The sequence below is a fragment of the Phenylobacterium sp. genome (assembly GCF_013822795.1).
Classification (GTDB): Bacteria; Pseudomonadota; Alphaproteobacteria; order Caulobacterales; family Caulobacteraceae; genus Phenylobacterium.
Window position 1 is genome coordinate 76,938 of record NZ_PNLB01000010.1, and the last position, 12,506, is coordinate 89,443.

A 12,506-nucleotide genomic window follows, 5' to 3' on the forward strand; every position below is an offset into this window, starting at 1 on the left:
GCCCTACCCCACCTTGGTCAGCGCGGGCGTCGGCCACTTGCCCTGTTGCGCCGCGACCGAGGGGCCATAGAGCCGGAACACCACGTTGAACGGCCCCTTGGCCGGGCTCGGCAGCCAGTTGGATTCCTTGTTCGGCCCAGGCGACGTCGCCTGGATGTAGAGCGTCAGCGATCCGTCCGGCCCGTACTTCAGCTTGCTGCGATCGCCCAGCGAGTAGCGCTTGATCGGATTCTCGACCAGCAACCGATCCGGCAGGTTGTACATGGTCGCCGACCAGAAATAGGACGCTGGCGGCAGCTGGTCCTTGGTCAGATGCACTTCGTAGCGGTTTGCCCCGTCCAACGGCTGGCCGCTGGCGTCACTATGGGCCCCGACATAGACCGCCTCCTCAGCCGCGTTGCCATAGATGCCGGTGGCTGCGGCGACCGCACGCTTCATCATGTAGTCGGGGCCAAGCTGCTCGCGGCTGCCGAACAGGCCGAGCGAGCTGGTGGTCTTGGCGACCTGCGCTTCCAGCGCCGCCGCGCCGTCCTTGGCGCCGGCGACGATCGCCTCACGCATTTCCGGCGTCTGCGCAGCCAGGTCGAAGGGTTTGCCCGGCCCGATCCCGATCTTGGCGAACCGCGCCATCAGCGCAGTCTCGGCGGCCGGCGTCGGTTGCGTGAACTGCAGCAGGAAGTTCAGATAGCTGATGAAATCCGGCCCCAGCGCCCGCTCCTTGTTCCAGGGCGGGAAGCTGATCGGCGGGGCCGGCGGCGGCGGCGCGGTCTTTGCGAAGGCCGACAGCGGCTGGAGCTTGTACTGCGCCTGGAACGCCTTCAGCGCAGCTTGGTCCTGCGGACCGGACATACTGGTGCGGCCCAGGTCGACGACCAGGTCGCTCTCGGATTTCAGCACGCCCTTGATCCCGGGCGGCGTCGCCCCCGTCCAGCGCGGCCCGGCGATCAGATAGCTGCCTGCTTCGCTCCCGGTCGCGCGCACGCCGACGTATCCGAAGATCTGGGTGAACAGGTCCATGAACTGGTGGACGTAGTAGCGGCCCTCCGGCGCGGCCGGCACGCTCAGCACCCAGGGCTCGGCCCGCAGGTCCAGCCACGCCCACGAGTACGGCGTGTCGTTGTTGGGGGTGACGATGTCCCGGTTGGCCGGCGTGAAGAACTGGCTGTAGTTGCGGAACTTGCCGAACCCGACATACGCCGGGTTCTTCGGGTCCTGCGTCTGGGTGACCAGGGTCTGGAAGTTCATCAGTCCCGGATAGGCGTAGATCCACGCCTCCTTGGCGATGGCCCGCGGATCGTCGGCCACCGCCCCCGTGGGCAGGGTGGTCGGCGCCTTCGCCTTGTCCGCCTCGCCTGACTGTCGTCCGCAGCCGGCCAGCAGCGCCACGCCACCGAAGGCGGCGGCTGAGCCGAACAGCCACCGGCGGGTCGGCGCGGCTTGGGACATGTCAGATTGCAGCATGATCGGGGCCTTGGTCTGTCGGACAGACCGCCACCCTCGCCTCGCAGGCACGCGCCGCGTATCGGTGCAAACCCTTGGACGACGCCTTGTAACGCTTGAGTTGCGTAAAGCCCTAGTCGGCGACCAGCCCGTGCATCAGCCCGTCCAGCGTGACGTGGATCAGCTCATCGGTCGGGGCCCAGTCGAAGTTCGGACGGGCGATCATCATGCTGACCAGGCCATGACAGGCGGCCCACAGCGCCTGGGCGGCGCTATCGGCGTTGCCGGTGCGCAACCGGCCTTCGGCGGCGATCTCGCGGACCACGCCGGAGAACACCTGGTAGCACTGGTCGCCGAGGTCGGCGGTCATCTCCTCCTCGCCGATCACCGCCGCCAGCCGCGCGACGTTGCAGAACACCAGTTCGTAGGCGTTCGGATGCTCCAGGCCCCAGCGCATGTAGGCGTCCAGCATCAGCTTGACGCGGTTGGCCGCGTCCATCGGCTTGGCGGCGATCTCGGCGTTCCGCTCCAGCAGATTGCGGATCGTCCCCTGGCAGATCTCCAGCAGGATGCAGCTCTTGTCCGGGAAGTGCATGTAGAGCGCCGTCGACGACACCCCCACCTCGTCGGCGATCTTGCGGATCGTCGCACCCTCGTAGCCTTCGGCCACGAAAATGCGCTCGGCGGCCTCCAGGATCTCCTGCCTGCGAAGGTGGCCGTCGCCCTTGGGCTTCCGGGCTGAGCGCCGTGTCGTCACTGCGATGGTCACAGCTATCCTTCCGAGTCCGTCCTGTAACAAACGGAAACCAAAACCTCCGCGGTTGCAAGCCTGTACTAAAGAAAAGGCCAGCCAAATCCGAGACTAAGGGCGCCGCCACGTAAGCTCTCACGCAACGGCTCGCGTCCGAACAGCAGCGTTTCGACCGCTCGGGCGTTCTACCTCGGCGAATGGATGAGGGAGCGGCCATGAGACTGCCCGACGACCAACTGCAACGCCTGGCGCTGCACAGCGCCTTCGGACTCCACCTCGTCGCCAAATGGATGGCGACCCGCACCGACGTCGATCCGGAAATTCGTGAGCGGCTTTCGGTCCATATGGCCGCCCTCGACGGCGTGCTGTCGGCCACCGGCCACGACTGGATCCGGGAAGAGATCGAAGGCACCGAGGCGGCCCTGCAAGGGCGCTGAGCCCTCGCAGGACTGGACCTGCGGGCTGCGAACCGGCTAGTGGGCGGCCATGACCAAGACCGCCCCCGTCGTCGCCGACCTGCCCGGCGCCATGCGCACCACCGGCTGGGCCGACTACGCCCTGCTGGACAGCGGCGGCGGCCGCAAGCTGGAACGCTACGGCCCCTATACCGTCGTGCGCCCCGAGCCCCAGGCTATGTGGGACCCGCGCCTGCCGGCCGCGACCTGGGACAAGGCCGACGCCGTCTTCGATCCGTCCGACGAGGAGGACGCGGGCAAGTGGCGCTTCCGCGGCAAGCCCAAGGAAAGCTGGCCGATGGCCTGGGGCGACGTGCGCTTCCACGCCCGCTTCACCGCCTTCCGCCACCTGGCCTTCTTCCCCGAGCAAGCCGCCAACTGGGCCTGGCTGGACCAGCGGGTCCGCGCCCTGCCCGATCAGCCGCGCATCCTGAACCTGTTCGGCTACACCGGCGTCGCCAGCCTGGTTTGCGCCGCCGCCGGCGCCCACGTCACCCACGTCGACGCCTCCAAGAAGGCCATCGCCTGGGCGCGCGAGAACGCCGCCCTGTCGGGGCTGGAAGACCGCCCGATCCGCTGGATCTGCGAGGACGCCCGCCGCTACGTCCAGCGCGAGGTGCGCCGCGGCTCACGCTATGACGGCATCATCCTCGACCCGCCGAAGTACGGCCGCGGCCCGGACGGCGAGGTCTGGCGCCTGTTCGAAAACCTGCCTGAGCTTTCGGCCCTATGCGCCGAACTTCTCGGAGAAAATGCGTCTTTCCTGCTGCTCAACGCCTATGCCGAGCGCATCTCCGGAGCGGCGCTGTCGTCGCTGTGCGCCGCCAAGCTGGGCGGCCGCGCCGGGACCATCGACTGGGGCGAACTGACCCTGGTCGAGGACGCCGCCGACCGCCAGATCGGCATGTCCTTCTACGGGCGGTGGTCGGCATGAGCCGCCTCGTCACCTCGCTGACCAACCCGACGGTCAAGTCGGTCCGCGGCCTGCACCTGCGCAAGGAGCGCGAGCAGTCGGGACTGTTCGTGGCCGAGGGCCTGAAGATCGTCACCGAGGCGGTCGAACTCGGCCACGCGCCGCGCATCCTGATGTACGGCAAGGACGCCGAGGGCCATCCTCTGCTCAAGCGCGCGATCCAGGCGACGCTGGCGGCCCGCGGCGAGGTGATCGAGGTCACCCAGGACATCCTCGCCAAGGTCTCGCGCCGCGATAACCCGCAAGCCGTCGTCGCGGTGTTCGCCCAGGTGTTCGCGCCGCTGGCCTCGCTCGATCCGGCCGCCGCGACCTGCTTCGTCGCCCTGCACCGGGTGCGCGATCCCGGCAATCTCGGCACCATCGTGCGCACCGCCGACGCCGCCGGCTGCGGCGCCGTGATCCTGGTCGGCGACTGCTGCGATCCGTTCTCGGTCGAGGCGGTCCGCGCCACCATGGGCTCGATCTTCGCCGTCCCGATCGTCAAGGCGACCGAGGCCGAGTTCGCCGCCTGGCGCGCGTCCTGGCCAGGCTCGGTGGTCGGCACCCTGCTCAGCGCCGAAGTCGACCATCGCCAGGCGACCTACACCAAGCCGGCCATGATCCTGATGGGCAACGAGCAGCAGGGCCTGACGCCGGAAATGGCCGCGCTCTGCGACGTCAACGTCAAGATCCCGATGCGCGGCCGCGCCGACAGCCTCAACCTGTCGGTCGCCACCGGCATCATGATCTACGCCGCCACCTGACCCCTCCTCCGCCCGCGAAGCCCCGCCAATCGCCTTGACGCCGATTTATATAGCTATGCATATATCACGCTATATTCATGCTCGCGGAGCGGCAAGATGACCCCCGACACCCTTTCCGACCTCGGCGTGATGTTCCTGGGCAGCCGGCTGAAGCGGCTCGGCGACCGACTGCAAACCGAAGCCGGCGCCATCCTCCAGGCCATGGACCTGCCGGTGCAGCCGGCTCAGCAGCCGCTGCTGGCGGTGCTGCGCCGCGAAGGCCCGCTCACCGTCGGCGCCATCGCCCAGCACCTGCGCGTCAGCCAGCCGACCACCACCCGCGCCTTGCAGGCCCTGGTCGAGCAAGGCCTGATCGAGGCCGGCAAGGACGGCCGCGACCAGCGTCAGAAGGTGCTCTCGCTCACCGCCGCGGGCGAAGCGCTCATGGACCGGCTCGAAGCTGACCTCTGGCCGCGGGTCGAGGCCGCCGCGATCTCGCTCTGCGACGGCCGCCATCGGGAGCTCATGAACGCCCTCGCCACGGTCGAGGCCGCCCTCGACCGACGCTCGCTGACCGAACGGACCTTGGCCCCCGACATGGCCGTTCGCGACTTCACCGACGATCTGGCCGAGGCCTTCTATCGGATCAACGCCGAGTGGATCGAGGCGATGTTCACGCTGGAGGCCAACGACATCGACCTGATGTCCAATCCCCGGGCGCGGATCATCGACCCCGGCGGCGCGATCCTGTTCGCGCAGGCCGAGGGCCTGGGCGTGGTCGGAACCTGCGCGATCATGAAGGCCAAGGACGGCTGGTACGAACTGACCAAGATGGGCGTCTCGGAGTCCGCGCGCGGCCGCAAGGTCGGCGAGTTCCTGCTGGCGAAGGCGATCGAGCGCGCCCGCGCCATGGGCGCGGCCGACCAACTCTACCTGCTGACCAACACCAAGTGCGGACCGGCCATCCACCTCTACGAAAAGCTGGGGTTCCAGCACGACGCCGAGGTGATGGCCCTGTTCGGCGCCCGCTATGAGCGCTGCGACGTCGCCATGCGCTTCCGCGGCTAGAGCGTGACAGCTTCAAGTGGAAGCCGGTTGAAGCGACCGTCACGCTCCAACATTTGGAAACCCGATCAGGTCCCGCGCGGCTTGGCCCGCGCGGTCGGGGCGGTGTTGGCGGGGTCCTCGGGCCAGACGTGCTTGGGATAGCGCCCGCGCATGTCGGAGCGCACGTCCCGCCAGGACCCGCCCCAGAACCCCGGCAGGTCCTTGGTCGTCTGGATCGGCCGATGTCCGGGCGACAGCAACGACAGGGTCAGCGGCACGCCGGCGACGCGCGGATGCTCCTTCAGCCCGAACACCTCCTGCACCCGCACGTCGACCCTAGGCCCGCCCTCGGCGGCGTAGTCGATGGCGAAGCTGTTGCCGGTCGGCGCCGTCCAGCGCGCCGGCGCGCTGGCTTCCAGCTTGCGCTGCAACTCCCAGGGCACCAGCGCCCGCACCGCTCCATCCAGCGCATCGGGCTTCAGCGCCGCCAGCGAGCGCACCCCCGACAACAGCGGCGTCAGCCAGTCGTCGATCTTCGCCAGCAGCGCCTCGTCGCTCAGGTCGGGCCAGTCCTGGCCCTGGGCCCAGAGGAAGGCGCCGCGCTCACGGAACGACCTGATCGCCTCGCCCCACGGCAGCTTCGCAAGCCCTTCGGCCCGCGCGCGATTCGCCAGGGCCTGGGCGACCAGCGCCGGGTCGGGGTTCTCGTCGATCTCCTCGCGCACGGTGATGCGGCCCAGCCGCGTCAGCCGCTTGGCCCGCAGCCGGCCTCCGCCGCTCTCGTCGAGCCGGTCTTCGATCTCCAGTTGGTCCCTGAAGGCCCGGACCAGTTCGGCCTCATCGACCGGCGCCGCCAACAGGATGCGATCGCGCCGTTCGCCGCCGCCCATCTCGGCGATGGCCAGCCACTTCTCCCGCGCCAGGGCGTCGGTCGGCTCGACGAACGCCCCGCGGCCGCTGACCAGCTGGAATTCGCCGGTCCCGCCGCGCGCCTTGGCCACCCGCTCCGGATAGGCGAAGGCCAGCAGCAGGCCGTCGTCCAGCGGCTCGCCCTTGCCCGGCTTGCCGGCCAGCCTGGCCCAGCGGTCAGCCAGGGCCCGGGCGTCGCGCGCCCGCGGCGAACGATCCCGACCCAAGCCCTCCATCCGGTGGCGCAGATCGGCGTCGCGTCCGCCTAGGCCGCGCTCGGTCACCAGGGCGGCGATCTGCGCCGCCCGTTCGGCCTGGCCGGTCTCGCCGGCCTTCAGAACCATATGCGCCAGCCGCGGAGCGAGCGGGAACTCGCTCAGCGCCTCGCCGTGGGCGGTCAGCACCCCGTCCTCGCTCAGCGCCTCCAGGCGCCGCAGCAGCGCCCGCGCCTCGTTGAACGCTGCGGCCGGCGGCGGATCCAGGAACGCCAGCTCGCTCGGATCGCGCGCGCCCCAGCGCGCCAGGTCCAGCGCCAGCCCCGACAGCTCGGCGTCGAGGATCTCCGGATCGGCGAAGGCCGGCAGCGCCCGGGTCTCCGCCTCGTCCCACAGCCGGTAGCCGACGCCCGGTTCGGTGCGCCCCGCCCGGCCGCGCCGCTGGTCGGCGGCGGCGCGGCTCACCCGCACCGTCGCCAACCGGGTCAGGCCGCTGGCCGGATCGAAGCGCGGCACGCGCGCCAGCCCGCAGTCGATCACCACCCGCACGCCCTCGATGGTCAGGCTGGTCTCGGCGATCGAGGTCGCCAGCACCACCTTGCGCACCCCGGCCGGCGCCGGGCTGATCGCCGCGTCCTGCTCGGCCGGGTCCAACGCGCCATAGAGCGGGGCGATGCGCACGTCGGGCCGGCGCACGCGCTCGGCCAGCAGTTCGGCCGTGCGCCGGATCTCGCCCTGCCCCGGCAGGAACACCAGGATGCTGCCGCTTTCCTCGGCCAACGCCCGCTCCACGGCGCGAACCACCCGGTCCTCCAGCCGCAAGCGCTCGTCGCGGCCCAGATAGCGAGTATCCACAGGAAAGCTGCGCCCCTGGCTCTCGATCACCGGCGCCTGGTCGAGCAGCCGCCCCACCGCCGCCCCGTCCAGGGTCGCCGACATCACCAGGATCCGCAGGTCGTCGCGCAGCACCCCCTGCGCGTCGCGCGCCAGGGCCAGGCCCAGGTCCGCGTCCAGGCTGCGCTCATGAAACTCGTCGAAGATCACCGCGCCCACGCCGTCCAGGCTCGGATCGGCGAGGATCATGCGGCTGAAGACGCCCTCGGTGACCACTTCGATGCGGGTGCGGGCCGACACCTTCGACTGCATCCGAACTCGATAACCGACTGTTTCGCCTACCTTTTCGCCTAAGGTCTTGGCCATGCGCTCGGCCGCTGCGCGCGCCGCCAGCCGCCGCGGCTCCAGCATCACGATCTTGCGGCGCTCCAGCCACGCTGCGTCCAGCAGGCGCAGCGGGACCAGCGTCGTCTTGCCCGCGCCGGGCGGCGCCACCAGCACCGCCGACGTCCGCGCATCGAGCGCCGTCAGCAGGGCGGGCAAAATTTCCTCTACCGGAAGCATGCCGTGGTCTAGCCGCGCCTGCGCGCCGGGCCAAGACGGACGCTCATCCTGCGGGCGCCCGCTTTCGCGCAAAGCACAGCGACGGCTTGGCGCTTGACCACAAGGTTACGAAGAGGCCACGTAACGCCAATCAAACCGCGCGGCGGGGGCCGCACGGGTTTTCCTGGAGGAAATATGTGGCGAGTTAAATCGCTCGACGCGATTCTCGCGACCGCGGAGAAAAAGTCTCTGCACCGGTCGCTGGGCGCGTTTCAGCTTACCATGCTTGGCATCGGGGCCATTATCGGCACGGGGATCTTCGTTCTGACCGCCGAAGCGGCGCAGAAGGCGGGCCCTGGCATGATCGCCGCCTTCATCATTGCTGGCTTCGTCTGCGCGGTCGCCGCGCTCTGCTACGCCGAAATGTCGTCGATGGTCCCGGTTTCCGGGTCCGCCTACACCTATAGCTACGCCGTCATGGGCGAACTTCTGGCCTGGATGGTCGGCTGGGCGCTAATCCTGGAATACGCCGTCGCCGCGGGCGCGGTGTCGGTCGGCTGGTCCGGCTACGTAGTCGGCCTGATCGAGCACGCCTTCCACATCGACATTCCGAACGCGCTCGTGCTCGGCCCGATGGACGGCGGCATCGTCAACCTGCCGGCCGCGCTGATCGCCCTGGCGGTCACCGGCCTGCTGGTCGTCGGCACCAAGGAATCGGCGACCGTGAACGCCATCCTGGTGGCGGTGAAGGTCGCGGCGCTGACCCTCTTCATCTTCCTCGCCGTTCCGGTGATGAACATGGAGAACTTCCATCCGTTCGCCCCGCTCGGCATGGCCGGGATCTCGGCGGCGGCGGCCTCTATCTTCTTCGCCTATGTCGGCTTCGACGCGGTCTCGACTGCGGCCGAAGAGACCAAGAACCCCCAGCGCAACATGCCCATCGGCCTGATCGGCTCGCTCGGCATCTGCACCATCTTCTACATCCTGGTCGCCTCCGGCGTCATCGGCACGGTCGGCGCCCAACCGCTCACCGACGCCAACGGCGCGGGCCTGCGCCCCGGCAGCCCTGAACTCACCGCCGCCTGTAAGGCCGCCGGCGACGCCGCCGTGGTCTGCTCGAAGGAAGCCCTGGCCTGGACCCTGCGCTCCATCGGCTGGCCGCAGGTCGGCAACCTGATCGGCCTCGCCGCCGGTCTGGCCCTGCCCTCGGTCATCCTGATGATGATGTTCGGCCAGACCCGGATCTTCTTCGTCATGAGCCGCGACGGCCTGCTGCCGGCCGTGCTGTCCAAGGTCCACCCGAAGTACCACACCCCGCACGTGATCACCGTGATCACCGGCGTGTTCGTGTCGCTGTTCGCGGCCTTCTTCCCGGTCGGGGTGCTGGCCGACATCTCCAACTCGGGCACGCTGTTCGCGTTCGCGATGGTGGCGATCGCGGTGCTGGTGCTGCGCAAGACCGATCCGGACCGCAAGCGTCCGTTCCGCGCGCCGGCGATCATGATCGTCGCGCCGCTCGCCGCGGTCGGCTGCGTCTACCTGTTCTTCAGCCTGTCGACCGAGACCAAGCTGCTGTTCCTGGGCTGGGCCCTGGTCGGCCTGGTGGTCTACTTCCTCTACGGCTACCGCAAGAGCCACGTCGGCCGGGGCATCGTCGATGTCCCCGAACTGTCGCCCGACGCGCCTCCTGGCCCCGTCGCGCCGATGCCCGGCGCGCCGGCGCCCGGCGATCGCCAGCACTGATTTGGAGAGGCCCGGGTTCGTCCCGGGCCTTTTCTTATGGCGCGACAGGCCCGATGTTAGGAACCATGAACGCCGAGCCCACCATCCGCGCCCTGATCGCGCCGGTCACCCCGCTGCAGCAGAACTGCACCATCGTCTGGTGCGCCAAGACGCTGAAGGCCGCCATCATCGATCCCGGCGGTGAAGTCCCGCGCCTACTCGAAGCCCTGAAGGCGCACTGCCTGACGCTCGAGAAGATCTGGATCACCCACGGCCACCTCGACCACGCGGGTGGAACCGCCGCCCTGCAGGAGGCGACCGGCGCCGTGGTCGAGGGCCCCCACCCCGACGACGCCTTCTGGATCGACGAGATCACCGCCTCGGGCGCCAAGTGGGGCATGCCCGACGCCCGCTCCTTCACCCCCGACCGCTGGCTGGCTGACGGCGACACGGTGTCGCTGGGCGAGACCCAGTTCGAGGTCTTCCACTGCCCGGGCCACACCCCCGGCCACGTGGTGTTCTTCCACCGGCAGGCCCGCTTCGCCCAGGTCGGCGACGTGCTGTTCCAGGGATCGGTCGGGCGCACGGACTTCCCGCGCGGCAATCACCAGCAACTGATCGACTCGATCACCGGCAAGCTCTGGCCGCTCGGCGACGACGTCGCCTTCGTGCCCGGTCACGGCCCGATGTCGACCTTCGGACAGGAGCGCCGCACCAACCCCTTCGTCGCCGACGAGGTCCTGGCCGGCGCCTAATGCTTTCAGTCGTGAAATCTGCGCGTTACGCGGGCGCGTGAAAATGGCCCGGATGGATACACGTAACGAACAGTCCGGGGCGGCCGCCAGCGCCCGCATTCTGATGGTCGACGACGATCCGGGCATCCGCGATGTGGTGTCCGACTTCCTGGGCAAGCACGGCTACCAGGTCGAGACTGCCGGCGACGCGCGAGAGATGGAGCAGGCGCTGGAGCGCGGCTCGGTCGACCTCATCGTGCTCGACGTCATGCTGCCTGGCGAGGACGGCCTAGCCATCTGCCGCCGCCTCGCCGTCGGCGAAGGCCCGCCGATCATCATGCTTTCGGCGATGGGCGAGGACACCGATCGCATCGTCGGGCTGGAGCTCGGCGCCGACGACTATCTCTCCAAGCCGTGCAATCCGCGTGAGCTGCTGGCTCGCGTCCGCGCCGTGCTGCGCCGCGCCGAACAGCGCGGCCAGAGCGCGGCGGCCGCCGCCGGCTGCGAATTCGCCGGCTGGCGCTTCGACCTCGTGCGCCGCGAACTGCGCTCCCCGCAGGGCGTGGTGGTCAATCTCTCGTCCGGCGAGTTCTCGCTGCTGCGCACCTTCGTCGAGCGGCCGCAGCGGGTGCTGACCCGCGACCAGCTGCTGGAGTTCGCCCGCGGTCCTGATTCCGACGCCTTCGACCGCGCCATCGACGTCCAGATCAGCCGCCTGCGCCGCAAGCTCGATGACGGCGGCGGCGGCCAGGACCTGATCCGCACCATCCGCAACGAAGGCTACATGTTCACCGCCAAGGTGAAGCGCCTGTGACCGCGCCCTGGGCCGGGCGGCCGACCGCATCCCTGTTCGGTCAACTGCTCGCCCTGATCGGGCTCAGCCTCGTCGCCGCCCAGGCGATCAGCCTGTTTCTGCTGTTCAACCTGCCGCCGCCGGCCCCGGACTTCTACCGGATCGGCGAGATCGTCCAGACCCTGCGCGGCTCGCCGCCGACCTTCACCGAGCGTCACCCGCTGACGGTCACCATCGCCAAGACCCCGCCCCACCTGGTGATGGAGGGGCGGATGACGCCGAAGATCCGCGCCCAGATCGCCGCGGGGCTCGGCGTGCCGGTCGAGCGGGTGCAGGTCGCCTCGACCTCGCGGTTCCCGTTCTCCGACCGCCGCGTCTTCCGGGTCATCCGCGACCGCATGGCGCGCGAGGGCGGCGAGGTCGAAGACCATTTCATGATCGCGCCCTTCAAGGTCGCCGTGCAGCAGCCGGACGGCCGCTGGAAGGTGCTGTCGCCCGAGCGCGGCATCGGCCTCGACGCCTGGCAGCAGCGGATCGTGCTGCTGTTCCTGCTCTCGGCCCTGGCCATGACCCCGGTGGCCTTCGTCTTCGCCCGCCGGCTCTCCGCGCCCATCAGGCTTTTCACCGATGCGGCCGAGCGGCTCGGCCGCGACCCACGCGCCCCGCCGCTGTCGCTCAAGGGCTCGGCCGAAATCAGCGTCGCGGTGAAGGCCTTCAACGACATGCAGGAGCGTCTGCGCCGCTACGTCGAGGACCGCACCGCCATGGTCGGGGCCATCGCTCACGACCTGCGCACGCCCCTGACCCGTCTGCGCTTCCGCATCGAAAACGTGCCCGAGGACGTGCGCGTGAAGATGGCCGCCGACATCGACCAGATGGAGGCGATGATCTCCGCGGCCCTGACCTTCGTGCGCGACACCAGCCGGCCGGGTGAGCGGACTTTGCTGGAGCTCTCCTCGCTGCTCGAAAGCGTCTGCGACGAGATGGCCGACACTGGGGCCGACACCCAGGTCGAGCTCGGCGAGAAGGTGGTGCTGGAGGGCGACCCCCTGGCCCTGCGCCGGCTGTTCGCCAACCTGCTGGAGAACGCGGTCAAGTTCGGCGGCCGCGCCCGCGCCCGCGTCTATCGCGACGGCGCCAGCGCCATCGTCGAGATCGAGGACGACGGCCCCGGCATCCCGCCCGAGGAGATGGAGCGGGTGTTCGAGCCCTTCTATCGGCGCGAGCCCTCGCGCAGCCGTCAGACCGGCGGCATCGGCCTGGGACTGGCCGTGGTGCGCTCGGTGGCCCGCGGCCATGGCGGCGACGTCGTGCTGGAAAATCGCCTCGGCGGCGGCCTTACCGCCCGCGTCCAGCTGCCGATCTGAC

The 12,506-nt window shown here is 69.6% G+C and carries 11 protein-coding genes; 8 read left to right on the forward strand and 3 right to left on the reverse strand.

The genetic code is table 11. From position 1 onward, the window contains the following. Positions 1 to 3 precede the first annotated feature (3 nt). Both C0481_RS10735 and C0481_RS10740 read right to left on the reverse strand, forming a co-directional pair. A complete protein-coding gene (locus C0481_RS10735) occupies positions 4 to 1,461 on the reverse strand; it encodes a DUF1254 domain-containing protein (protein WP_293403488.1) in 1,458 nt (485 codons plus the stop codon). A gap of 112 nt (positions 1,462 to 1,573) precedes the next feature. Continuing rightward, positions 1,574 to 2,209 carry a TetR/AcrR family transcriptional regulator gene (locus tag C0481_RS10740; RefSeq protein WP_293403490.1) on the reverse strand — a complete coding sequence of 212 codons (636 nt, stop codon included), beginning with the start codon at positions 2,207 to 2,209 and terminating at the stop codon, positions 1,574 to 1,576. Between the two features lie 197 nt (positions 2,210 to 2,406). Between C0481_RS10740 and C0481_RS10745 the strand changes: the two genes are divergently transcribed. The 4 genes from C0481_RS10745 to C0481_RS10760 all read left to right on the forward strand — a co-directional run bounded on the left by C0481_RS10745 (position 2,407) and on the right by C0481_RS10760 (position 5,409). Beyond that, complete coding sequence (locus C0481_RS10745) at positions 2,407 to 2,628, forward strand: hypothetical protein (RefSeq protein ID WP_293403492.1); 222 nt, start codon at positions 2,407 to 2,409, stop codon at positions 2,626 to 2,628. Between the two features lie 49 nt (positions 2,629 to 2,677). Next, positions 2,678 to 3,580, forward strand: coding sequence for a class I SAM-dependent methyltransferase (locus C0481_RS10750; protein WP_293403494.1), 903 nt, complete (start codon positions 2,678 to 2,680; stop codon positions 3,578 to 3,580). Then, entirely contained in the window at positions 3,577 to 4,362 is a 786-nt protein-coding gene (locus C0481_RS10755) for an RNA methyltransferase (RefSeq protein WP_293403496.1), read from the forward strand. Before C0481_RS10750 ends, C0481_RS10755 begins: the two co-directional genes overlap by 4 nt. Positions 4,363 to 4,458: 96 nt before the next feature. Continuing rightward, the gene (locus C0481_RS10760; RefSeq protein WP_293403498.1) at positions 4,459 to 5,409 is read left to right on the forward strand and encodes a bifunctional helix-turn-helix transcriptional regulator/GNAT family N-acetyltransferase; all 951 of its coding nucleotides are present in this window, start codon (positions 4,459 to 4,461) and stop codon (positions 5,407 to 5,409) included. Between the two features lie 65 nt (positions 5,410 to 5,474). Here C0481_RS10760 and hrpB read toward each other — a convergent pair whose 3' ends face one another. Continuing rightward, positions 5,475 to 7,910: an ATP-dependent helicase HrpB gene (gene hrpB, locus C0481_RS10765; protein ID WP_293403500.1), complete on the reverse strand. Its 2,436-nt coding sequence runs from the start codon at positions 7,908 to 7,910 to the stop codon at positions 5,475 to 5,477. A 174-nt stretch (positions 7,911 to 8,084) separates the two neighbouring features. Between hrpB and C0481_RS10770 the strand changes: the two genes are divergently transcribed. The 4 genes from C0481_RS10770 (at position 8,085) to C0481_RS10785 (ending at position 12,505) form a co-directional block, all read left to right on the forward strand. Next, a complete protein-coding gene (locus tag C0481_RS10770; protein WP_293403502.1) occupies positions 8,085 to 9,632 on the forward strand; it encodes an amino acid permease in 1,548 nt (515 codons plus the stop codon). Positions 9,633 to 9,697: 65 nt separating this feature from the next. Beyond that, positions 9,698 to 10,366 (forward strand): MBL fold metallo-hydrolase, encoded by a 669-nt coding sequence (locus C0481_RS10775; protein WP_293403504.1) that lies wholly within the window; start codon positions 9,698 to 9,700, stop codon positions 10,364 to 10,366. Between the two features lie 52 nt (positions 10,367 to 10,418). Further along, positions 10,419 to 11,159, forward strand: coding sequence for a response regulator (locus C0481_RS10780; RefSeq protein ID WP_293403506.1), 741 nt, complete (start codon positions 10,419 to 10,421; stop codon positions 11,157 to 11,159). After that, positions 11,156 to 12,505 (forward strand): ATP-binding protein, encoded by a 1,350-nt coding sequence (locus tag C0481_RS10785; RefSeq protein ID WP_293403508.1) that lies wholly within the window; start codon positions 11,156 to 11,158, stop codon positions 12,503 to 12,505. The genes C0481_RS10780 and C0481_RS10785 overlap by 4 nt, the downstream gene beginning before the upstream one ends. Position 12,506 lies beyond the last annotated feature (1 nt).